This is a genomic window from Pseudothioclava nitratireducens, assembly GCF_029210495.1.
GTDB lineage: Bacteria > Pseudomonadota > Alphaproteobacteria > Rhodobacterales > Rhodobacteraceae > Pseudothioclava > Pseudothioclava nitratireducens.
In genome coordinates, this window is record NZ_JARGDK010000002.1 from 278,853 (window position 1) to 300,423 (window position 21,571).

Annotated in this window: 21 protein-coding genes and 1 tRNA gene; 10 read left to right on the plus strand and 12 right to left on the minus strand. The window is 64.9% G+C overall.

Annotation, left to right across the window (positions count from 1 at the left end; translation table 11 throughout):
* Positions 1–169: 169 nt before the first annotated feature.
* The 6 genes from P0X85_RS03570 to P0X85_RS03595 form a co-directional block, all read right to left on the minus strand.
* Complete coding sequence (locus P0X85_RS03570) at positions 170–1,081, minus strand: ABC transporter permease (protein ID WP_275808558.1); 912 nt, start codon at positions 1,079–1,081, stop codon at positions 170–172.
* Between the two features lie 11 nt (positions 1,082–1,092).
* Positions 1,093–2,346: an ABC transporter permease gene (locus tag P0X85_RS03575; RefSeq protein ID WP_275808561.1), complete on the minus strand. Its 1,254-nt coding sequence runs from the start codon at positions 2,344–2,346 to the stop codon at positions 1,093–1,095.
* 140 nt (positions 2,347–2,486) lie between these two features.
* Complete coding sequence (locus P0X85_RS03580) at positions 2,487–3,560, minus strand: ABC transporter substrate-binding protein (protein WP_275808565.1); 1,074 nt, start codon at positions 3,558–3,560, stop codon at positions 2,487–2,489.
* Positions 3,561–3,654: 94 nt separating this feature from the next.
* Positions 3,655–4,758 carry an ABC transporter ATP-binding protein gene (locus P0X85_RS03585; protein ID WP_275808569.1) on the minus strand — a complete coding sequence of 368 codons (1,104 nt, stop codon included), beginning with the start codon at positions 4,756–4,758 and terminating at the stop codon, positions 3,655–3,657.
* Between the two features lie 107 nt (positions 4,759–4,865).
* Positions 4,866–6,758 carry a Hint domain-containing protein gene (locus P0X85_RS03590; RefSeq protein ID WP_275808572.1) on the minus strand — a complete coding sequence of 631 codons (1,893 nt, stop codon included), beginning with the start codon at positions 6,756–6,758 and terminating at the stop codon, positions 4,866–4,868.
* Between the two features lie 189 nt (positions 6,759–6,947).
* A tRNA-Leu gene (locus P0X85_RS03595) sits at positions 6,948–7,034 on the minus strand.
* Between the two features lie 200 nt (positions 7,035–7,234).
* Between P0X85_RS03595 and lipB the strand changes: the two genes are divergently transcribed.
* The 4 genes from lipB (at position 7,235) to P0X85_RS03615 (ending at position 10,859) form a co-directional block, all read left to right on the plus strand.
* Entirely contained in the window at positions 7,235–7,921 is a 687-nt protein-coding gene (gene lipB, locus P0X85_RS03600; protein WP_275808817.1) for a lipoyl(octanoyl) transferase LipB, read from the plus strand.
* A 98-nt stretch (positions 7,922–8,019) separates the two neighbouring features.
* Positions 8,020–8,430: a c-type cytochrome gene (locus P0X85_RS03605; RefSeq protein WP_275808575.1), complete on the plus strand. Its 411-nt coding sequence runs from the start codon at positions 8,020–8,022 to the stop codon at positions 8,428–8,430.
* A gap of 187 nt (positions 8,431–8,617) precedes the next feature.
* Entirely contained in the window at positions 8,618–10,291 is a 1,674-nt protein-coding gene (gene ctaD / locus P0X85_RS03610) for a cytochrome c oxidase subunit I (protein ID WP_275808578.1), read from the plus strand.
* A gap of 73 nt (positions 10,292–10,364) precedes the next feature.
* Positions 10,365–10,859 carry a DUF2244 domain-containing protein gene (locus tag P0X85_RS03615; RefSeq protein ID WP_275808581.1) on the plus strand — a complete coding sequence of 165 codons (495 nt, stop codon included), beginning with the start codon at positions 10,365–10,367 and terminating at the stop codon, positions 10,857–10,859.
* A gap of 24 nt (positions 10,860–10,883) precedes the next feature.
* Here the strand turns inward: P0X85_RS03615 and P0X85_RS03620 are convergent, their stop codons facing one another.
* On the minus strand, positions 10,884–11,270 hold the full coding sequence (locus tag P0X85_RS03620) for a hypothetical protein (protein ID WP_275808585.1): 387 nt from the start codon (positions 11,268–11,270) through the stop codon (positions 10,884–10,886).
* Complete coding sequence (locus P0X85_RS03625) at positions 11,267–11,728, minus strand: GatB/YqeY domain-containing protein (RefSeq protein WP_275808820.1); 462 nt, start codon at positions 11,726–11,728, stop codon at positions 11,267–11,269. The genes P0X85_RS03620 and P0X85_RS03625 overlap by 4 nt, the downstream gene beginning before the upstream one ends.
* A 168-nt stretch (positions 11,729–11,896) precedes the next feature.
* Here P0X85_RS03625 and carA point away from each other — a divergent pair, with 168 nt between their 5' ends.
* Positions 11,897–13,063 (plus strand): glutamine-hydrolyzing carbamoyl-phosphate synthase small subunit, encoded by a 1,167-nt coding sequence (gene carA / locus P0X85_RS03630; protein ID WP_275808588.1) that lies wholly within the window; start codon positions 11,897–11,899, stop codon positions 13,061–13,063.
* Positions 13,064–13,264: 201 nt separating this feature from the next.
* Complete coding sequence (locus tag P0X85_RS03635) at positions 13,265–15,301, plus strand: glycosyltransferase (protein ID WP_275808591.1); 2,037 nt, start codon at positions 13,265–13,267, stop codon at positions 15,299–15,301.
* Positions 15,302–15,334: 33 nt separating this feature from the next.
* Here the strand turns inward: P0X85_RS03635 and P0X85_RS03640 are convergent, their stop codons facing one another.
* On the minus strand, positions 15,335–15,976 hold the full coding sequence (locus P0X85_RS03640) for a GntR family transcriptional regulator (RefSeq protein ID WP_275808594.1): 642 nt from the start codon (positions 15,974–15,976) through the stop codon (positions 15,335–15,337).
* A 131-nt stretch (positions 15,977–16,107) separates the two neighbouring features.
* Between P0X85_RS03640 and P0X85_RS03645 the strand changes: the two genes are divergently transcribed.
* From P0X85_RS03645 to P0X85_RS03660, 4 genes are all read left to right on the plus strand, one after another.
* Positions 16,108–16,785 (plus strand): pyrimidine 5'-nucleotidase, encoded by a 678-nt coding sequence (locus P0X85_RS03645; RefSeq protein WP_275808597.1) that lies wholly within the window; start codon positions 16,108–16,110, stop codon positions 16,783–16,785.
* A 117-nt stretch (positions 16,786–16,902) separates the two neighbouring features.
* Entirely contained in the window at positions 16,903–17,130 is a 228-nt protein-coding gene (locus P0X85_RS03650) for a hypothetical protein (RefSeq protein ID WP_275808600.1), read from the plus strand.
* Positions 17,131–17,279: 149 nt separating this feature from the next.
* Positions 17,280–17,462: a hypothetical protein gene (locus P0X85_RS03655; RefSeq protein WP_275808602.1), complete on the plus strand. Its 183-nt coding sequence runs from the start codon at positions 17,280–17,282 to the stop codon at positions 17,460–17,462.
* Between the two features lie 75 nt (positions 17,463–17,537).
* Complete coding sequence (locus P0X85_RS03660; protein ID WP_275808605.1) at positions 17,538–18,749, plus strand: UbiH/UbiF family hydroxylase; 1,212 nt, start codon at positions 17,538–17,540, stop codon at positions 18,747–18,749.
* A 149-nt stretch (positions 18,750–18,898) separates the two neighbouring features.
* Here the strand turns inward: P0X85_RS03660 and urtE are convergent, their stop codons facing one another.
* From urtE to urtC, 3 genes are read right to left on the minus strand one after another with little or no spacing between them, the layout of a single operon-like run.
* Complete coding sequence (gene urtE, locus P0X85_RS03665) at positions 18,899–19,594, minus strand: urea ABC transporter ATP-binding subunit UrtE (protein ID WP_275808608.1); 696 nt, start codon at positions 19,592–19,594, stop codon at positions 18,899–18,901.
* 1 nt (position 19,595) lies between these two features.
* Positions 19,596–20,345 (minus strand): urea ABC transporter ATP-binding protein UrtD, encoded by a 750-nt coding sequence (gene urtD, locus P0X85_RS03670; RefSeq protein WP_275808611.1) that lies wholly within the window; start codon positions 20,343–20,345, stop codon positions 19,596–19,598.
* Positions 20,342–21,571, minus strand: a complete 1,230-nt coding sequence (gene urtC, locus P0X85_RS03675) for an urea ABC transporter permease subunit UrtC (RefSeq protein WP_275808615.1) — start codon at positions 21,569–21,571, stop codon at positions 20,342–20,344. Before urtC ends, urtD begins: the two co-directional genes overlap by 4 nt.

The following is a 21,571-nucleotide window of genomic DNA, read 5'->3' on the forward strand; positions in this document are numbered from 1 at the left end:
GCTGCCCCCTCTGGCGCTGCGCGCCATTCACCCCCGGGATATTTGACGCGATTGGATGGGGGGAACCGCTCTCGCGTCCAATCGCCCGAAATATCCTGGGGGGTGAATTTGCGGAACGCAAAGAGGGGGGCAAAGCCCCCCTCCGCTGTGTCTTCTCTGGAGCCGTGGCTCAGTGCGGGGTCACCCCCCGCAGCCGTTCCGAACGGCGGCGCAACAGCTCGACCGTGGTCAGAAGCGCAATCGAGATGATCACGAGGATCGTCGCCACCGCAAGGATCGCCGGGCTGATCTGCTCGCGGATGCCGTTCCACATTTGGCGCGGAATGGTCTGCTGGCTGTGATCGGCCACGAAAAGCACCACCACCACCTCGTCGAACGAAGTCACGAAGGCAAACAGCGCCCCCGACACCACCCCCGGCAGGATCAGCGGCATGATCACCTTGAAGAAGGTCGTGCGCGGGTTCGCCCCGAGGCTCGCCGCCGCCCGGCTCAGGCTGTGGTCGAAGCCGATCAGCGTTGCCGTGACGGTGATGATAACGAAGGGAATACCCAGCGTGGCATGGGCGAGGATGATGCCCGGATAGGAATTCGCCAGCCCGGTCTTCGAGTAGAAGAAGAACAGACCCGTCGCGGTGATGATGATCGGCACGATCATCGGCGAGATCAGCACTGCCATGATCGCGCGGCGGAACGGCATCTCGGGGCGCGACAGCCCCAGCGCCGCCAGCGTGCCCAGAATGGTTGCGAGCAGCGTCGAGAAGAAGCCGATGATCACCGAGTTCTTCGCCGCCTGCACCCATTTCGCATTGTGCCACGCATCCGCCCACCAGCTGCCGTCACGCACCGCATCGGGGGCGATCATGCCGAAGGTCAGCAGGCTGTCATACCAGCGCATCGAATACCCCTCGGGGTCGAAAGCCAGCATCTTGTCGCTGAAGGTGAAATAAGGCTCCGCGTTGAACGAAAGCGGCATCACGATCAGGATCGGCGCGATCAGGAACAGGAAGATCAGCGCGCAAATCACATGATAGGTGTAATACCACGCCTTCTCGAGCGGACTTGCATAGGTCGGAAGTGCCATTCTCTTGCCCCTCAGCCGAGCTTCATGTTGTCGATGCCCACCAGCCGGTCATAGAGCCAGTAGAGGATCAGGATGCCGCCCAGCAGCAGCGCGGCAAGCGCGGCAGCCAGCGACCAGTTGAGCGATTTCTGCATGTGGAAGGCGATCAGGTTCGAGATCAGCTGACCATCCGCGCCACCGACAAGGGCGGGCGTGATGTAATAGCCGACCGCGAGGATGAACACCAACAGCGCGCCCGCGCCGATCCCCGGCAGGGTCTGCGGCAGGTAGATGCGGCGGAACGCGGTCCACGATGTCGCCCCCAGCGAACGCGCCGCGCGCACATAGCTCGGCGGGATCGTCCGCATCACCGAATAGAGCGGCAGCACCATGAAGGGCAGCAGGATATGGGTCATCGCGACCACCGTGCCGATCTGGTTATACATCATCTGGATGCGGCCATCGTCACCCACGATCCCGGCCCAGACCAGGAAATCGTTGACCACCCCCTGGCTCTGCAACAGCACCATCCACGAGGTCGTCCGCACCAGAAGCGAGGTCCAGAACGGCAGCAGCACGAGGATCATCAGCAGGTTCGACTTGGCCATCGGCAGCGTCGCCAGCATATGTGCGATCGGGAAGGCCAGCGCCATGCACATCACCGTAATCAGCGCCGACAGAAACAGCGTGCGCCCGAACAGCATCTTGTAGACCGCCTGCCCTTCCTTGACGCCGACGATCGAACCGGTCTCGTCGCGGGTCATGTCGAGCGCGGCGAGGTAGAAATCGATGGTAAACGGCGAGCTGGCCGAGCGCATCGCGCGCCAGACATCGGGATTGTCCCACTTCTTGTCTTCCGCAAGCACCGCCTCCTTGTAGGGCGGCTCCAGCTTGTCGGCCTTGCGCGCCATGCCCGTGAACATCGAGCGCGTGCCGGAAATATCGTAATTGATCCGCGTGCCGGCGGCCCCGGCGCTGCGCTCCTCGCGCATCAGCCGCAGGTCGCTCACCAGCGCGGCATAGGCGGCCTCGTCAGGCTCGGTGCCGGGCGGGTTCTCGTCGAACCATTGCCGCAGCGCGGGGGCGGTGGCGCTGAACGTGTCGTTATAGACCGACTGGAACAGCATCTGACCGATCGGGATCACGAAGGTGATGACCACGAACAGGAACAAGGGCGCGACCAGCATAAACGCCTTGCGGCGCGCGCGGGCCTGACTGGCGGCAAGCGCCGCCTTGAGCGGTTTGCCATCCGCTGTGGTCAGAATGGATGCTGAGACATCGGTCATGACGGTTCTTACCCCGTTGAAAGTCGTCGGGCCGGCCCGGAGGATGCCAAAAGGCGTCCGCGGGTGCGCAGGTCAGCGCACCGGGCCGGACAGAAGTGACGTGCGGCGGGACGTTTCCGCCCCGCCGCGCATGTCTGCGATCAGCCTGCGAGCCAGGCGTTGAACAGCTCGTTCAGCTCGACGTCATGGTCGGCCCAGAATTCCGGGTCGTCCAGAACGGCGTTCTGCATGTTCTCCGGGTTGGTCGGCATGTGCGGGGCCATGTCGGTCACGCCATCCTTGTATTTACCCACCAGCGCAGCCGAGGACTTCCGCGCCGGGCCATAGCTGATGTAGCTGGCCTGACCGGCAAGACGCTCGGTGTCGGTTGCGAACTTGAGGTATTCCATCGCCGCTTCCGGGTTCGGCGAGTTCTTCGGGATCGCGAACATGTCGAGGTCCATGTACTGGCCGTCCCAGACGATGTCGAAGGGTTTGCCCTCTGCGACGATCGCGTCGAAGATACGACCGTTATACACGGTGCTCATGGTCACTTCGCCATCGGCGAGCAGTTGCGGCGGCTGGGCGCCGGCTTCCCACCACACGACCGAGTCCTTGATCGTGTCGAGCTTGGCAAAGGCGCGTGCGACACCCTCATCCGTGCCGAGCACGTCATAGATTTCCGCCGCCGGGACGCCATCCGCGATCAGCGCGAGATAGAGCGTGCGCTTGGCGTTCTTCGGCAGACCGCGCTTGCCGGGGAAGCCTTCGAGATCGAAGAAGTCGGCGGCGGTCATCGGCTGACCGTTCGGGAACTTGGTGGTGTCATAGGCGATAACCGTGCCCCAGACGATGTTCGCAACCGCGCAGTCACGCAGCGCGCCATCGACGAAGTCGTCGATCGCGGGGGTGCCATCGGGCGCGGGCGGCAGGATCGCCGGGTCGATCTCGACCAGCGCGCCTTCGTCACACAGACGAATCGCGTCCGAGACCTCGATATCGAACACATCGGCGGTCACGTTGCCGGCCTCGACCTGCGCCTTGAGCGGCGAGGCGGGGTTGTCGGCGGCGACCATGGTCACCTTGATGCCGGTCTTTTCGGTGAACGGCTTGTTATAGGCTTCGACCTGGCTGGCCTCATAGGCGCCACCCCAGGACACGACGACAACTTCCTGCGCCGAGGCGGCAAAGCCGGTGGCGACAAGAGCCGTCGACAGGATCAACATCTTCTTCATTCGTAAGACTCCCAGTTGGTTTGTTTTGACTATGTCATATTGGCCGCGGCTTTGGGCCGTCGGCAGTGGAAGGGCGGTCGCCCGCCCCCCCGGATCACATCGGATCGAGCGCCCGCGCGTCCTGCGGGTGCCACCCGATCTGAATTTTCTCGCCCTCGACCAGTTTGGTCTGGCCAAGCGTGTTGCGCGACTTCATCACGAACTCCTCCGAGCCCGCGACCCGCATCCGCGTGCGGAAAATATCGCCCATATAGATCACTTCGAGCACTTCCGCGCCGATCGTATGGGCGCCCTCGGGCATCATCTCGGACTTGAATTCGACACGCTCGGGGCGGATCGAGACCAGTGTCTTCTGACCCGCCTCGCGCACGTTGACCGGCGTCGCGTCGATGATTTCGCCGGTTTCCAGCCGCACCGTGCACTTGTCGCCCGACAGGGTCTCGACCACGCCCGGCAGCTTGTTGTTCTCGCCGATGAACTGCGCCACGAACGAGTTCTGCGGACGCTCATAAAGCTCATCGGGCGGCGCGAGTTGCTGAATGCGGCCATCGTTGAACACCGCCACGCGGTCCGACATCGTCAGCGCCTCGCCCTGATCGTGGGTCACATAGACCACCGTGATCCCGAGCGTTTCGTGCAAGTGCTTGATTTCAAACTGCATATGTTCACGCAGTTGCTTGTCGAGCGCGCCGAGCGGCTCATCCATCAGCACCAGCTTGGGGTCGAAGACCAGCGCGCGGGCAAGCGCGATCCGCTGCTGCTGGCCGCCCGAAAGCTGCGCCGGGCGGCGGTTGATGAAATTGCCCATCTGCACCATGTCGAGCGCGCGCTTGACCTTTTGCTCGCGCTCCGACTTGCCCATGCCGCGCACTTCAAGCGGGAAGGCAAGGTTTTCGCCGACGGTCATATGGGGGAAAAGCGCGTAGTTCTGGAACACCATCCCGATACCACGCTTGTGCGGCGGCACGTTGTTGATGTTCTCCCCCCCCAGCCGGATCTCGCCGTGGGTGGCGGTTTCAAAGCCTGCCAGCATCATCAGGCAGGTGGTCTTACCAGAGCCCGAAGGGCCAAGCATCGTCAGGAATTCACCCTTACCGATGGACAGGTTCAGGTCTTTCACGACCAGCGTTTCGCCGTCATAGCTTTTTTGCACGCGGTCGAATACGACGAAGCCTTCGTCGTCAGCAGCGTTAGTCAAAGCGGGCTCCCCGTGATTATTTTTCGTTAGCTCCCGTAGGCGGGACTAAAACAACGATCCGGCGGGATTTCAACCCCATTTGATCACCGCTCTGCGAAGCCCCACAGTTAGCTGAGGCTAGTCACGGTTTCGCGTCCGGAACTGCCACAAAACGCCATATCAGAGAGCAACTGCGACCATTTCCGACAGCTTTCCCGCGAAATTGACCTTCGGGAAAGCAAAGGGGCGGCCATCGGCCCATAGACCGCGCTGACCGGCACCGCACCCAAAAGCGCGGACACCAGTTCGGGCATCGCCGCGATCACGCCAAGACGCCCCGCGCGCGTCAGCCCACCAAGAGCGAAGGGCCCCGGCCAGAAGCTCTCGCACCAGACCCCGTTGGCGCGGATCACCCGGTGGCGGGGCAACAGAATATGGTGATAGCTCACCGCCCGCGCGCCCCGCATCACGCGCGCCCCGCCCCAGCCCGATTGCGCCAGATGGCGCGCGCGCACCAGCGCGCCTCCGCCCGGCATCGCGCCCGGACGCGCATCCGCTTGCCCGCGGCCCGAGGGCTGCGCCCCCCGATCCGCGACGCCCGGCCCGGCCCCCTGCCCAGCGCCCTGCCCCGCTTCCGGCCCCGCCGCCTCGGGCACCCAGATCGCATGTTGCCCCGACACGATCAGCGCCTGCGCATTGCCGAACGCCCCCGCCCGAATCCGAATCGGGAGGAGGCGAGGATCGGCAGCCAGCTCTGACGGGCCAAGCTGGCGCGCACCGCGCCAGACCAAAGGCTCCGGCGGACCATCGCGCACCCGGATCCGGTCGCCCACCCGCAAATCCTCGATCCGGCGGGCGCCCGCCTCCGTGTCGATCAGCGTGCCCTCGGCAAAGCAGGGAATGCCCATCGCATAAAGCTGCTGCACCGTGGACACCTGCGCCGTGCTCACCCCGGTCAGCGTCACCGACTCACCATTGGGGAAGCTCAGCACCGCATTGCCGAACCCGTCATCGGTGACGGTGACATCCCAGGCGTTGACCGGGTTCCCGAACTGATCGGTCAGCCCCGTCACGTCGAACTGATCGGTGGTCAAGCCCGACCCGTCGTCGGTCATATTGAAATCGTTGATCGTATCGGCGCCCGAGCCATCGGCATAGACCACCGTGTCGGACCCGTCCCCGGTCCAGATGACGTCATCCCCGGTGCCGCCGGTGATGGTGTCATCGCCAAGCTCGCCATGCAGCTCGTCGTTATCCGCGCCGCCGTCGATCCAGTCGTCGCCATTGCCCGCCCAGACCGTATCGGCGCCCGCATCGCCGTAGATCACCGCATTATAGGCGTAGGACACCCCGCCCACATCGTCGATCAGGTCCGCGCCATCGCCGCCATGCACGGTGTCGCCCTCAAGCGACGTCGCCCCGCCCTGACCGAAATAAATCGTGTCATTGCCAGACCCGCCCTCAATCGAATCCGCGCCCGCTCCGGCCTCGATCGTGTCATTGCCGGCCCCCGCCAGCAGCGTGTCATCCCCGGCCCCGCCCCGGATATAGCTCGCAAGATCGGGGTCGTAATCGAGCACCGCCAGATCGAAATAGGTCGTCGCCGAGGGGCTATCGACATTATAGACATTGGAGACCGTGTAAACGACGCCGGGCTGCAACTCGACATTGGTGACATAGCCGACGAACTGCCCGCCGATCTCGATCCGGTCGAGCCAGACCGTCGAGCCATCGGGCGCGGTCAGGACGGCATATTCCTCTGAATAGGCGCGCCCCGAGGCCAGCGTCGCCCCGCTCGCATCGCGCACGGTCAGATACTGGTTCGCATCGACCCCGGTCTCGTCGGCAGAGACATCGCCATCAAGCGCGGCCTCGTCATCGGTGAACACGAAGGTCAGACGGTCGGTCGTCGCATCCCATGTCGGATCGACGTGAAACACCGACCCCGCGACAAGCGTCGATCCACCGCCCTCAATGACGACATCGCCGGGGGAATACCCGTATCTCGTATAAGTCGCCAAAGCGGCACCGTCTTTGCGCAGTTCACCTCGCGCCCAGTCTCGCGCCGAGATCGGAAAAAACGGTTAACCAGCCCCCGGAGGCCCGAAGCTGTTTAGCTAAAATGCCAGAGATTTTCAGAACTTGCCCGCCCCGGCCCGGAAACGACAAAGCCCGGACACGGGGTCCGGGCTTTCGTGGCTTCCAGCCAATGGTGCGGTCGAGAAGACTCGAACTTCCACGGGAGTTACCCCACAGCGACCTCAACGCTGCGCGTCTACCAATTCCGCCACGACCGCACTGTCTTGGCTTGGTGGGCGGGGTATTAGCCAAAGGCGCTGGCGAAGGAAAGGGGATTTTTGCCCCCGCGCGAAAAATTTTCACCCCGCCCCGGTGCACCCGCGCCGCCATCTGCGCCCCACGCCGCTTGCATCCCGCCCGCGCCCTTGCCACATAGGCCAAACGCGGCCCGCCCTGCCCGGCGCGCTTCAGGGAAAGGATACGGCGCATGGTCGAATGGATTCACAGCGACAGGCTCGTCCCCTACGAGGAGGCGCTCGCCTTCATGGAGGACCGCGTGGCGGCCATCGCGCGCGGCGAGGCCGACGAGGCGATCTGGCTGCTCGAACACCCGCCGCTCTACACTGCCGGCACCTCGGCGCGGCGCGAAGACCTCACCGATCCCGACCGCTTCCCCGTCTATGAGCCCGGACGCGGCGGGCAATATACCTATCACGGCCCCGGCCAGCGCGTCGCCTATGTCATGCTCGACCTCAACAAGCGCGGGCGCGACGTGCGCTGCTTCGTGCGCAAGCTCGAAGACTGGGTGATTGCCGCGCTTGCGGAATTCAACGTCACCGGCGAGATTCGCGACGGCCGCGTCGGCGTCTGGGTCACCCGACCCGACCGCCCGAAAAACCCCGACGGCACGCTGCGCGAGGACAAGATCGCTGCGATTGGCGTCAAACTGCGCCGCTGGGTGAGCTTCCACGGCATCTCGATCAATGTCGAGCCGGACCTGTCGCATTTCACCGGCATCGTGCCTTGCGGGATTCGCGCCCATGGCGTGACCTCGCTCGTCGATCTCGGACTTCCGGTCACGCTCGACGATCTGGATGCGGCCTTGCGACTAAAGTTCGATCAAATCTTCGCTGATGGGGGGAATTCCTGCGGGAATACCCCGTGACGCGACCTTTTGCCCCGTGGTAAGACGCCAGAGCGCACCCTATCTGCGCCCTGTCCAAGGCCCACTGCGGGTCGAGCTACGAGAGTAAGGAAGACGCGATGAAGATCAGCCTGATTGCCACCCTCGCCGCGATGGCCGTTGCAACGCCCGTATTCGCAGGCGACGCCGCCAAGGGCGAGACCGAATTCAAGAAGTGCAAGGCCTGCCACATGATCGTGGCCCCCGATGGCACCGAAATCTACAAGGGCGGCAAGACCGGCCCGAACCTCTATGGCGTCGTCGGCCGTCAGGTCGGCTCGGTCGAAGGGTTCAAATACAAGGACTCGATCGTCGCCGTCGGCGAAAGCGGTCTGGTCTGGGATGAGGCCGAACTGGCCGCCTACATGACCGACCCCAAAGCGTGGCTCATCGAGAAAACCGGTGACTCGGGCGCGAAGTCGGGCATGACCCACAAGCAGAAGAAAGACCAGGAAGACATCGCGGCCTATCTGGCCTCGGTCGCTCAATAATCCGGTCCCTGCGCTGAAGTTCCAGACGGGCGCCCCTCGGGGCGCCCGTTTTGCATATGCGCCGCCGCGCTCCTGCGACAGTTTTTCGCACTCCATTCTTGCCCCACGAAAAAATGCGTTCTAGAACCATCTTTAGGCAGGTTCGGGAAGGGAGATCCCGGACCCCAGCTGTATATGGGAGATCACTATGGCGGACGCAGCCGTTCACGGCCACGGTGCGCATGACGAGCGCGGGTTCTTCACCCGCTGGTTCATGTCCACCAACCACAAAGATATCGGGATTCTCTATCTCTTCACGTCGGGCCTCGTCGGTCTGATTTCGGTCGCTTTCACCGTTTACATGCGGTTGGAGCTGATGGACCCCGGCGTGCAATACATGTGTGCCGAGGGCGCACGTTTCATCGCGGACAGCACGCAGGAATGCACCCCCAACGGGCACCTGTGGAACGTGATGATCACCTATCACGGCGTGCTCATGATGTTCTTCGTCGTGATCCCCGCGCTGTTCGGTGGCTTCGGCAACTACTTCATGCCGCTGCATATCGGCGCGCCGGACATGGCGTTCCCGCGCATGAACAACCTCTCCTACTGGCTCTACGTGGCCGGTGTGGCGCTTGGCGTCGCCTCGCTGCTCGCGCCGGGCGGCAACGGCCAGCTTGGCTCGGGCGTGGGCTGGGTGCTCTACCCGCCGCTCTCGACCAATGAGGCCGGCATCTCGATGGACCTCGCGATCTTCGCGGTCCACGTCTCGGGCGCCAGCTCGATCCTCGGCGCGATCAACATGATCACCACCTTCCTGAACATGCGCGCACCGGGCATGACGCTGCACAAGGTGCCGCTGTTTGGCTGGTCGATCTTCGTGACCTCGTGGCTGATCCTGCTCTCGCTGCCGGTTCTGGCTGGCGCGATCACCATGCTGCTCATGGACCGCAACTTCGGCACGACCTTCTTCGATCCGGCCGGGGGCGGCGACCCGATCCTCTACCAGCACATCCTGTGGTTCTTCGGCCACCCGGAAGTCTACATCATCATCCTGCCGGGCTTCGGGATCATCTCCCACGTCATCGCGACCTTCTCGCGCAAGCCGGTCTTCGGCTACCTGCCGATGGTCTATGCGATGGTGGCGATCGGGGTGCTGGGCTTCGTCGTCTGGGCGCACCATATGTATACCGTCGGCATGTCGCTGACCCAGCAGAGCTATTTCATGCTGGCGACGATGGTCATCGCGGTGCCTACGGGGGTCAAGGTCTTCTCGTGGATCGCGACCATGTGGGGCGGCTCGATCGAGTTCAAGACGCCGATGCTCTGGGCCTTCGGCTTCCTGTTCCTCTTCACCGTGGGCGGCGTGACCGGCGTCGTGCTGTCGCAAGCCCCGCTCGACCGCGTTTATCACGACACCTACTATGTCGTGGCGCACTTCCACTACGTGATGAGCCTCGGGGCCGTCTTTGCGATCTTCGCGGGCGTCTACTACTGGATCGGCAAAATGTCGGGCCGCCAATACCCGGAATGGGCCGGCAAGCTGCACTTCTGGGCGATGTTCATCGGCTCGAACCTGATCTTCTTCCCGCAGCACTTCCTGGGCCGTCAGGGCATGCCGCGCCGCTACATCGACTATCCGGAGGCCTTCGCCTACTGGAACAAGATCTCCTCGATCGGCGCGTTCATCTCCTTCGCTTCCTTCGTGTTCTTCATCGGGATCGTGTTCTACACCCTCTTCGCAGGGCGTCGCGTGACCGAGAACAACTACTGGAACGAATATGCCGACACGCTCGAATGGACGCTTCCGTCGCCGCCGCCGGAGCACACCTTCGAGCAACTGCCCAAGCGTGAGGACTGGGATCACTCCCACGCCCACTAAGGCACGCTGACACTCGCGCGGCCCCGGAGAAATCCGGGGCCGTTCGCGTTCCGGCCCCTGCCCCGAGACACCGATGCCCTATCACTGGACCCATGACGACCGCACCGCACGGCTCGAACTTTGGCCCTATCGCTCGCTGCCGAAGAAAGGCTTCGTGCTGTTCATTGGCGCGACCGCAGGCTTCCTCGCGCTGCCGCTTTTCGCGGTGCTCGGCTCGACCGTGCTCTGGGCGCTCCTGCCCTTTCTCGCGCTGGCCGTGGGGGCGATCTGGTGGGCGCTCGCGCATAGCTACCGCACCGGCGAGGTGCTGGAGCGTCTGGCCATCACCGAAGACAGCGTGACGCTGACCCGCCACGACCCCAAACGCCCCGACCGCGACTGGAGCGCAAACCCCCATTGGGTCCGCGCCGAGCTGCACCCAAAGGGCGGCCCGGTGCCGAACTATCTCACATTGAAAGGTGGCCCCCGCCTCGTCGAACTCGGCGCCTTCCTCACCCCCGAGGAACGCCGCAGCCTCTATGACGAGGTGAATATGGCCTTGATGCAGGCGGGTCGGCCACAGGTCTGATCCCGCCCCAAGCGCGCCCCGCCCTCAGACCTCGGAAAGCGGGATGCACTGATACTCCGCCTCGATCCGGGCCGCTGTTTCCGCCGCCCAGATTTCGCCGCGCGCATTCAGGTCGCGCGCAATCGTGCCCGGCTTGGTCTGCGCGTCGAGCTGCTTGATGAGCCGCTCGGTCTGGACCTCGGCAAAGCTCTCCAGCGCCGCCTCAAAAGCCCGATGCGCCTTGGCGCCCCGCGCCGCCGTTTCGGCCTCGGTTTCGCCATGGGTGCAGGCATAGCCGAAGCGGCCCTCCTGCACCTCGGAGTCAAAGGACAACAGCGCCCGGTCGGGATAGGCCATCCGCGCCGCCCCCACCGTGTCACAGCCGCTCAGCAGGGCCAGCGCAAGCGCGATCCCCGCCCCGCGCCACATCACGCGAGCTTTTCCTTGAGCTGCGCGCCCACCGCGCCGAAATCCATCTGGCCGGTATATTTGCCTTTCAGCTCGCCCATCACCCGGCCCATATCGCGGATCGAGCTCGCACCGACCTTGGCGATGGCCTTCTCGATCGCCTCCGCGACCTCCTCGGGCGAAAGCTGCCGGGGCAGGAATTCCTCGATCACGCGGATCTCGGCCTGTTCCTTCTCGGCCAGTTCCAGCCGCCCGCCCTCTTCATAGGCGCGCGCCGATTCCTGACGCTGCTTCACCATCTTGCCCATGATCGCAAGGATCTCCGGGTTGCCCACCGATCCCGCCCCGTCGCCTTCGGCGCGCAGAGCGATCTCGCGGTCCTTGATGGCCGCATTGATCAGACGCAGCGTGGACAGCCGCTCCTGATCCTTCGACTTCATCGCCTCTTTCAGTGCTCCGGCGATCTTGTCGCGCATCTCCATGGTCATAACCCCATCTCAACCAAGACCGGCAGAATAGCCAAAAGACGCGACCGACACAATGAGGCTAAGTCATTGATAACATTGCACAACACGAATAAGCCAAACCCCCTTGACCCCAAGCGCCCGCGCCCGTAGGTTCCAGCAGATTTTGCCCCGGGGAGTCGCGCCATGCCTGCAAGCCAGAAAGCATCGGAAAAGCCCACCGCGCTGATCGCGCTGGCAGATGGGCAGTTGTTCTACGGCAAGGGCTTCGGCGCCACAGGCACCACCGTGGCCGAGCTGGTGTTCAACACCGCGATGACCGGCTATCAGGAAATCATGACCGACCCCTCCTATGCGGGCCAGGTCGTGACCTTCACCTTCCCGCATATCGGCAACACCGGCGTCACCCCCGAGGATGACGAGACCGGCGCGCCTGTCGCCGCCGGGATGGTGGTCAAATGGGACCCGAGCGAGCCGTCGAACTGGCGCGCCACCTCCGATCTCGTGAGCTGGCTCGAAAAGCAGGGCCGGATCGGCATCGGCGGCATCGACACCCGCCGCCTGACCCGCGCCATCCGCCAGCAAGGCGCCCCGCATGTCGCCATCGCCCACGATCCCGAGGGCAAGTTCGACATCGAGGGCCTCGTCAAACAGGCGCGCGACTGGAAGGGCCTAGTCGGCCTCGACCTCGCCAAAGAGGTCACTTGCGCGCAATCCTACCGCTGGGACGAGAAACGCTGGGCCTGGCCCGAGGGCTACACCAAGGCCGAGGGCAATACGCTCAAGGTCGTCGCCATCGACTACGGCGCGAAACGCAACATCCTGCGCTGCCTCGCCTCGGCTGGCTGCGACGTGACCGTCCTGCCCGCCACCGCGACCGCCGAAGAGGTGCTCGCGCATAATCCCGATGGCGTGTTCCTCTCGAACGGTCCGGGCGACCCGGCCGCGACCGGCAGCTATGCCGTGCCGATGATTCAGGAGGTCCTGAAAACCGACCTTCCGGTCTTTGGCATCTGCCTCGGTCACCAGATGCTCGCCCTCGCGCTCGGTGCCAAGACGATCAAGATGAACCACGGCCACCACGGCGCGAACCACCCGGTGAAAGACACCGAAACCGGCAAGGTCGAGATCACCTCGATGAACCACGGTTTCGCCGTCGACACCCAGACCCTTCCGGCGGGCGTCAAGGAAACCCATGTCTCGCTCTTCGACGGGTCGAACTGTGGCATCCGCGTCGAAGACAAGCCGGTCTTCTCGGTGCAACACCACCCAGAGGCGAGCCCCGGCCCGCAGGACAGCTACTACCTGTTCGAGCGGTTCGCCGACGCGATGCGCGCCCGCAAGGCGGGCTGATCCCCGCGCCGCCGGGGCAGCCGATTCGCCCTGTTTTCAAAGGGTTCAGGATCAAACCGGGAACAAAAAGTTAAGCCCGCCCACGCTTGGCGGGCTTTGCGCAACATACCCCGCAAATGCCCCGGAAACGCCCGGTTTCATTAACCCTCCGTTAACCAATCGACACCGATGCTCGCCTTCTGATTGAAGAGCAAGGCCGACATGCATCCCGCAAATCTCAAACGCATCCCCACACTGGAGCCCACCGGCGCCCCGGTGAGCCTGTCGGCCTTCCTCAAATCCCAAAGCCCCGTCCCCGCCAATACCGACACCCCCCGCCCGGTCGCCGCGCGCAGGCCGCTGGGCCAGATCCTGCTCGAAATGGGCGCGATCAGCCCCGGCAACCTGCTCAAGGCGCTGGCGCTGCGCAATCGGCAGGATGTGCGCCTCGGCGACATCCTCCTGTCACATGGCTGGGTCAGCGACGCCGACCTCATGGCGGGGCTTGCGCGTCAATGGAAGGCCACGGTCGTGGACCTTCTGGCCGAGCGCCCCGACCCGCGCCTGATCGACGCCATCGGCCCCGAGACCTGCCTCAAGCACGGCATGGTGCCGTGGCGCCGGATCGGCGGCGCCACCATCATCGCCACCTCCCGGCCCGAGCATTTCCGCGACCTCACCGCCTCCCTGCCCGACCTCTACGCGCCCTACCGCATGGTCCTCGCCCCCGAGCGCGACGTGCATGACAGCCTGCTCTCGCGCCGCCAGACCGCGCTCATCCGCCGGGCCGAGGTCAAGGTGGACCCCGCCGAGAGCTGCCGCACCCGCAACGAGGAACGCGCCTCGCGCATCGCTTTCGGCACGCTGGCCGCGGTGACGCTGGGCCTCTGGATCGCACCGATCGCGGTCTTCGCGCTGCTGTTCGGCTGGGTGATGCTCACGCTGATCGCCGCGATGGGGCTCAAGGCCGCCGCCTTCCTCGCCGAGCTGATCGGCCAGCGCCGGGATCGCGCCCGCACGCCCGAAACCCTGCCCGCGCGCCTGCCGATCATCTCGGTCATGGTCCCGCTCTTCCGCGAAAACGACATCGCCGAGCGGCTGATCGCCCGCCTCGGGCGCCTCACCTACCCCAAGGAACTGCTCGACATCCTGCTCGTCGTCGAAGAAGACGACCATACCACCCGCCGCGCGCTCGACGGCAAGGTGCTGCCGCGCTGGATGCGCGTCGTCACCGTCCCCACCGGCCCGATCAAGACCAAGCCCCGCGCGCTCAACTACGCGCTGAGCTTCTGCCGCGGCTCGGTGATCGGGGTCTATGACGCCGAGGACGCGCCCGACCCCGAGCAGCTTCACACCGTCGCCCGCCGCTTCGCCGAGACCGGCCCCGAGGTCGCCTGTGTGCAGGGCATCCTCGACTATTACAACCCGCGCACCAACTGGCTCGCGCGGTGTTTCACCATCGAATACGCGGCGTGGTTCCGCGCCATGCTGCCCGGCCTCGCGCGGCTTGGCCTTGTCGTGCCGCTGGGCGGCACCACCCTCTTCTTCCGCCGTGAGGCGCTTGAAGAACTGGGCGGCTGGGACGCGCACAACGTGACCGAAGACGCCGATCTGGGCGTCCGCCTTGCGCGGCGCGGCTACCGCACCGAACTGATCGCCACCGTCACCGAGGAAGAGGCCAACTGCCGCGCGATGCCTTGGGTCAAGCAGCGCTCACGTTGGCTCAAGGGCTACGCGATGACATGGGCCGTGCATATGCGCGACCCGGTGCAGCTCTGGCGCGATCTGGGGACGAAACGGTTCATCGGCGTGCAAATCCTGATCCTCGGCGCGCTCTCGCAATATATCTTCGCGCCGGTGCTCTGGTCGATGTGGCTGGTGCCGCTCGGCTTCTGGCACCCGGTGCGCGATCTGCTCACCCCCGAGATGGTCACCGGTCTCATGGTGGTGTTCGGGGCCTCGGAACTGCTGCATATCGTGGTCGGGGTCTGGGCCGTGCGCGGGCGCGGGCATCGCCACCTGATCCCTTGGGTGCCGACGCTGCATGTCTATTTTCCGCTCGGCGCGCTGGCCGGCTGGAAGGCGATTTACGAGGTCATCGTGAAGCCGTTCTACTGGGACAAGACCACCCACGGCGTCTTTGACACCGTGACCCATACGGTCCCCGGCACCAGCTCCGCGCTCGTCACCGCGATCCGCGCGGCAGAGCCCGTGCCGGTCGCGGCACCTCGCACGGCGCGCGCACCTCTGATCGACTGATTTCTCGCCTTATCAGAGCCTTGCGGCGCGTCCTTAAACTTTTGGTTTCGCCGCCAGCGCCGCCGCATCGAGCTTGAGCCGGGTCTCGAACGCCTTCGAGATATGCGCGCGCAGCGCATTGGCCGCGCCGTCCTCATCGCCCGATCCGATCGCATCCACGATCGCCTGATGCTCGCGCAGCGCGGTCTCGCCGCGCCCGTCCACTGCCAGCGAAGTCGTCGCCAAAAGCGCCATCGAGCGATGCACGAGGTCGAGCTGCTGCACGAGGTAGCGGTTATGGGAGGCCAGATGGATCTGGTGGTGGAAGCGCCGGTTCGCCCGGCTCAGCGCCGCCGGATCGCCCAACTGCCCGCGATCTTCCTCGACCATCTCCTGCAACACGCGCACCTCTTCGGGGGCCGCATGTTTCGCCGCCAGCCGCGCCGCCAGCGCCTCCAGCTCCGCGCGCACCACGTAAAGCTCCGCGAGCTGGTTGTGATCGAGCGAGGCCACGATCAGCGAGCGCCCGTCGCGCGACAGCATCGACTGGGTCTCGAGCCGCTGCAACGCCTCGCGCACCGGCGTGCGCGACACACCGAACCGCTCCGCCAGATCGGATTCGACCAGCCGGTCGCCGGGGCGGAACACCCCGCTGTCGATCGCCTCGAGGATCAGCGTGTAGGCGTCTTTTTGCATCTTCGTCCCTCTTCTCGCACCCAGCGCGGCGCGTGGAGCGAAACATTAGGCAAGCCCCCGCCCCCTGACAAGCCGCCGATTCGCCCGCCACCCCCATTGCCGCCCCCCAACGGCAACGCTAGCGTGTGCCCATGACCGACACGCGCCCCGATCCCAAACCCGATTTCGCCCATGTCCGCGACTGGGTCTTCGATCTCGACAACACGCTCTACCCGCCCGAGGCCCGGCTCTTCGACCAGATCGAAATCCGCATGACCGACTACGTCATGCGCGCGCTCAGCGTGGACCGAGACCATGCCGACCACCTGCGCCGCCACTACTGGGAGCTTTACGGCACCACCCTCGCCGGGCTCATGCACGAACATGACGTGGACCCGACGCCCTACCTGACGGATGTGCACGACATCTCGCTCGAACACCTGCACGCAGACCCGGACCTCCGCGCCGGCATCGCAGCCCTGCCGGGCCGCAAGATCGTCTACACCAACGGCTGCGGGCCCTATGCCGAACGGGTGCTGGCCGCGCGCGGGCTCGATGGGCTGTTCGACGGCATTTACGGGGTCGAGCACGCCGAGTTCCGCCCCAAACCCGACCGCGGCGCCTATGACACGATCTTCGCCAAGGCCGGGATCACCCCCACCACAGCCGCCATGTTCGAGGACGACCCGCGCAACCTTCAGGCGCCCCACGCGATGGGGATGCGCTGCGTCCATGTCGCCCCCGCGCCGCTGCCCGCGCCCGCGCCCCATATCCACCACCACACCGACAACCTCGCCCAGTTCCTGCACCGGATCACCCGCGCGCGCTGATCTCGCGCCTTCGTGATCCCAAATGCTGCACCTGCGACAATATGGCGCCGGGTCGCGCGCGCGATGCCCGGCTAAACCGTCCCGGCTATCAGGGAGATAGCGAACGGGAGAATCGATATGACCATGACGACCGCCGATCTCGGCGTGGCGACCGCTGTTGCCGACACCCATGACACCGACACCAAACAAGTGTCGAAAGCCTCCATGTATCTGCTGGCCCTCGTGATCATCGGCGCCGCCGCCGCACTGGTTGCGACCTTCGGCTTCGGCGGGATCATCCTGTGGGGCGTGGGCATGACCTGGATCATCCTCACCTTCCTCGTCATCATGACGGCGGGCGGCTGACCACCAGCCCTTTACAGCCCGGAACAGCATGGCGCGGACCTCGGGTCCGGGCCGTGCGTTCACATGCGACAATCGGTGAAATAGCCTGCCGGCTCCGGCTGCGTTAAGATGCATTCATAAGTCATCTTAAACCGGGACAGGAGGCTCCGATGAGCGCACAGACCCACACCACCCAATCCGAAAGCGGGCTCATGCTCTATGTCATCGCCGCCGTCGTCGTGCTCGGCGCCGTGGCGGGGCTGCTGACCATGGGCCTTGGCGGCATGATCCTGTGGATGGTCGGCGTGACCTTCGCCTGCCTCGGCATGCTCGTCGCGCTCTCGATCATCTGATCGCGCCCCTCGCGCGGGCGATTGCACCTGCCCGCGCGACACGGCATGCTGGGCGCACCCTGAAGGAAGCCTGCCATGCCCGACCCAATCCAAGTGACCGATACCGATATCCTGATCTCCGGCGGCGGCGTCGCCGGTCTGACGGCGGCGGCGGCCTTTGGGTCGGCGGGCTTCACCACGATCTGCGTCGACCCGGCGCCCCCCGTCACCTCCGAGGCCGAGGCCGGTGCCGATCTGCGCACCACCGCCTTCCTGCACCCCTCGCGCGGGGTGCTTGAACGCGCGGGGCTCTGGGCGCGGCTCGCCCCCTATGCCACGCCGCTGCAAATCATGCGCATCATCGACGCGGGCGGCGAGCACCCCGAGGCGCGCCTCACCCGCGACTTCAACGCCGCCGAGATTTCCGACGCGCCCTTCGGCTGGAACCTGCAAAACTGGCTCCTGCGCCGCGAGATGGTCGCCCGCCTCGCCGAAATCCCGCAGGTCGATTTCCGCCCCGGCATCGCCACCACCGGACTCGTGACCCGCAGCACCGGGGCCGAGGTCACCCTCTCTGACGGGACCCGCGTCCGCGCCCGCCTCGTGGTCGCGGCGGATGGGCGCAACTCGTTCATCCGCGAGGCCGCCGGGATCGACGTCAAAACCATCCGCTACGGGCAAAAGGCGCTCGCCTTCGCGGTCACCCACCCGATCCCGCATGACAATGTCTCGACCGAGATCCACCGCTCGGGCGGCCCCTTCACCCTCGTGCCGCTGCCCGACCGCGACGGGCTGCCCAGTTCCGCCATCGTCTGGATGGAGCGCGGCGCCGAGGCCGAACGCCTCGCCACCCTCCCGGTCGCCGCATTCGAGGCCGAGATGAATGCCCGCTCGACCGGGGTGCTCGGGCCGCTGACCCTCGTCACCCGCCGCTCGGTCTGGCCGATGATGACCCAGATCGCGCAGCGTTTCTCGGGCCAGCGCGTCGCCCTCATCGCCGAGGCCGCCCATGTGATCCCGCCAATCGGCGCGCAAGGTCTCAACATGTCGCTGGCCGATCTGACCTGCCTGCTCGACCTGTGCGAGAAAGACCCCGCCCATATCGGCGAACCCGCGATGCTCGACGCCTATCACCGCCGCCGCTGGCCCGAGGTGAAGGCCAGAGAGATCGGCATCGACATGCTCAACCGCGCCTCCATGGTCGAAGCGCGGCCCTTGCGCGACCTGCGCGCCGGTGTGCTCGGCGCGCTCTATTCGCTCGGCCCGGTGCGCAAGACGCTGATGAAGGCGGGGCTTGGCATGCGCTAAGCCGTGGTTGCCCTCCGGGCCCGGAACAGGGGGGCGCTGCCCCCCTCGGGCTTCGCCCTCACCCCCCGGGATATTTGACGCGATTGGAAGCGCAGAAATCTGGCGCAAAACCAGCGCAAAACCAGACGAAAGCTGGCTTTGGGTTTGGATTAAACCGAGACCACCTCGCGCAGCGTCTCGCGGGTCAGGGTTTGCTTGGTGCCCTCCATCGCAACCGCGCCGCGTTTGAGCACATAGAAGCGGTCACCGAGATCATGGGCGAAGTCGAAATACTGCTCGACAAGGATGATCGCCATGTCGCCCCTCTCGCGCAAGTAGCTGATAACGCGTCCAATTTGCTGGATGATATTGGGTTGGATGCCTTCGGTCGGCTCGTCCAGAAGGAGGAGCTTGGGCTTCATCAGCATGGCGCGCGCAATGGCGAGTTGTTGCTGTTGACCGCCCGAGAGATCGCCGCCCCTGCGGTGCAGGAAGTCCTTGAGAACAGGGAATAATTCGTAGATTTCATCGGGGATGAAATGCTCCGATTTCGGCAGGCAAGCAAAGGCCGTTTCCATGTTTTCACGGACCGTGAGGAGCGGGAAGATCATCCGCCCCTGCGGCACATAGCCGAGCCCGCGTTTGGCCATGGCCTGCGGCGCCAGACGGCCCAACTGTTCGCCATCCAATTCGATCTCTCCGCCCGAACGGATATGCGTCCCGGAGAGTGCCTTGAGGAGCGAAGTCTTGCCCACCCCATTGGTCCCCATAATGCAGGTCACCTCTCCCGCGCGGGCCTCCATGTCGATGCCGTTGAGGATCTGAGAGCCGCCGTAGTGGAGCGTTAAATCACGTGTTTTCAGCATGTTATCGCCCCAGATAAACTTCGATGACCTTGGGATTGGCGGTGACGTGATCGAGCGAGCCCTCGGCCAGAACGGACCCTTCGTGGAGCACTGTCACCTTGCAATCAAGGCGGCGGACGAACTCCATGTCATGCTCGACGACGACGACCGCGCGGGTCTTGGCCAGCTCGACCAAGAGCGCCGTGGTCTGCTCCCGTTCGGCCAGCGTCATGCCGGCTGCGGGTTCGTCCACCAGCAAAAGCTTGGGTTCCTGAGCGAGCAGCATGCCGATCTCCAGCCATTGCTTCTGGCCATGGCTCAGCTCACCCGATTTGCGCGCGAGCTGGTCGCCCAGCCCGACCTGCTCGGCCAGCGCCGCGACCCGCGCGTGGTCCTCCTCCTTCGGGCGCCACACCAGTACGCGCCACGGTCCACGCGCGGCTTTGAGAGCCATCATCAGGTTGTCCGAGACCGACTGATCCTCGAACACGGTGGGGCGCTGGAACTTACGACCGATGCCGATCCGAGCGATCTGCGACTCGTTCATTTTCAATAGGTTGCGCGACATCTCACCCCAGAGCACCGAGCCTTCGTCGGGCCGGGTCTTGCCGGTCACGATATCCATGAACGTGGTCTTGCCCGCGCCGTTCGGCCCGATGATCGCCCGCAACTCCGCCGCACCGATATTGAAGCTGAGGTTGTTGATCGCGCGGAAACCATCGAAGGTGACCGAGATCCCCGAGACCTCCAAAAGCGTGCTTGTCCCGCTCATTCGTTGGCCTCCCGTTCTTGCAACGACCCATCATCCGGGCCGAGCGGAGCGCCGCCCCGCTTGGGCGGGCGCAGGCCTTGCACCATGTCGACCAGCCCGGCCAGCCCCTTGGGTGCAAAGAGCGTCACCAGAACGAAGCTCAGGCCCAGCAGCACCTGCCACCAATCGACCCATTTGACCGTGTAGAAACCGAGGTTCAGGTCCGGCGCGCGACCGCCCGTGAACCAGGTCGAGACGAGCGAAACGAAGGCCGCGCCCACAACTGCCCCGTAGAGCCGCCCACGCCCACCGATCGCAACCCAGACCGCAAGGTAGATCGAGGCGATGGGGGCCATCTCGCCGGGGTTGATGATGCCGGCCTGCGGGTAGTAGAGCGCACCTGCGATAGCGGCGATCACCGCCGTCAGAGTAAAGATGAAAAGCTTATAGGTTTCAACGGAGTATCCGAGAAACCGCACGCGCGCCTCATCGTCGCGGATGCCACGCATGACCGAGCCGAACTTGCCCGATGTGACGAAGGCCGCGAGCAGATAGCCAAGCGCCAGCGCCGCGGCCGAGCCCCAGAGGAACCAGACCGAAAGATGGTCCTGATCGGCGGTAAGGCCCGGGATGTTTTGCAGCCCCGAGAGGCCGTTATTGCCGCGCAGGCCGCTCTCGTTCTGGAAGAGATAGAGCGACAGGGCGAGCGTCATCGCCTGCGTCAGGATCGAGAGGTAAACGCCGGTCACGCGGCTGCGGAACGCCAGCCAGCCGAAGATCAGTGCGAGCAGCCCCGGCACCAGCACGACCAGCGCCAGCTGCGCCGGGAGGGAGCCGGCAAAGCTCCAGATCGCGGGGAGTTCGGATGTCCCCACCACGCCGAAAATCTGCGTCGCGACAGCGTCGTTGATCTCTTGAGGTGTGGGCGGCAGCCCCGTCAACGAGCCGAGAACGATGTCCCGGGTGCGCGCATACATGAGCCACATGCCAATCATGTAGCCGCCCAGCCCGAAGAAGGCGAAATGGCCGAGGCTCAGGATGCCCGTATAGCCCCAGATCAGGTCCATCGCGATGGCGATCAGGCACAGGCACAGCGTCTTGCCCAGCGTCTTGACGAAAGAGGTCGAGATCGCGCCTGAACCATAGGCCTCGGACATGAGCGTAACCCCGAGCGTGAAGAGCGCCAGAACCAGCAGGAACACCAGAACGGAGGGGTTCTTCGAGAGGAAACCGGGTTTGAGTTCCAT

Bases quoted from the DNA above. Each gene is read 5' to 3' on its own strand.
- P0X85_RS03605 (WP_275808575.1), top strand. From the start codon at position 8,020: ATGAAGATCAGCCTGATTGCCACCCTCGCCGCGATGGCCGTTGCAACG.
- P0X85_RS03580 (WP_275808565.1), bottom strand. From the start codon at position 3,560: ATGAAGAAGATGTTGATCCTGTCGACGGCTCTTGTCGCCACCGGCTTT.
- carA (WP_275808588.1), top strand. From the start codon at position 11,897: ATGCCTGCAAGCCAGAAAGCATCGGAAAAGCCCACCGCGCTGATCGCG.
- urtC (WP_275808615.1), bottom strand. From the start codon at position 21,571: ATGGAACTCAAACCCGGTTTCCTCTCGAAGAACCCCTCCGTTCTGGTG.
- P0X85_RS03570 (WP_275808558.1), bottom strand. From the start codon at position 1,081: ATGGCACTTCCGACCTATGCAAGTCCGCTCGAGAAGGCGTGGTATTAC.
- urtE (WP_275808608.1), bottom strand. From the start codon at position 19,594: ATGCTGAAAACACGTGATTTAACGCTCCACTACGGCGGCTCTCAGATC.
- P0X85_RS03655 (WP_275808602.1), top strand. From the start codon at position 17,280: ATGAGCGCACAGACCCACACCACCCAATCCGAAAGCGGGCTCATGCTC.
- P0X85_RS03625 (WP_275808820.1), bottom strand. From the start codon at position 11,728: ATGGAGATGCGCGACAAGATCGCCGGAGCACTGAAAGAGGCGATGAAG.
- P0X85_RS03650 (WP_275808600.1), top strand. From the start codon at position 16,903: ATGACCATGACGACCGCCGATCTCGGCGTGGCGACCGCTGTTGCCGAC.
- P0X85_RS03645 (WP_275808597.1), top strand. From the start codon at position 16,108: ATGACCGACACGCGCCCCGATCCCAAACCCGATTTCGCCCATGTCCGC.
- P0X85_RS03640 (WP_275808594.1), bottom strand. From the start codon at position 15,976: ATGCAAAAAGACGCCTACACGCTGATCCTCGAGGCGATCGACAGCGGG.
- P0X85_RS03660 (WP_275808605.1), top strand. From the start codon at position 17,538: ATGCCCGACCCAATCCAAGTGACCGATACCGATATCCTGATCTCCGGC.
- P0X85_RS03615 (WP_275808581.1), top strand. From the start codon at position 10,365: ATGCCCTATCACTGGACCCATGACGACCGCACCGCACGGCTCGAACTT.
- P0X85_RS03575 (WP_275808561.1), bottom strand. From the start codon at position 2,346: ATGACCGATGTCTCAGCATCCATTCTGACCACAGCGGATGGCAAACCG.
- urtD (WP_275808611.1), bottom strand. From the start codon at position 20,345: ATGAGCGGGACAAGCACGCTTTTGGAGGTCTCGGGGATCTCGGTCACC.
- ctaD (WP_275808578.1), top strand. From the start codon at position 8,618: ATGGCGGACGCAGCCGTTCACGGCCACGGTGCGCATGACGAGCGCGGG.
- P0X85_RS03635 (WP_275808591.1), top strand. From the start codon at position 13,265: ATGCATCCCGCAAATCTCAAACGCATCCCCACACTGGAGCCCACCGGC.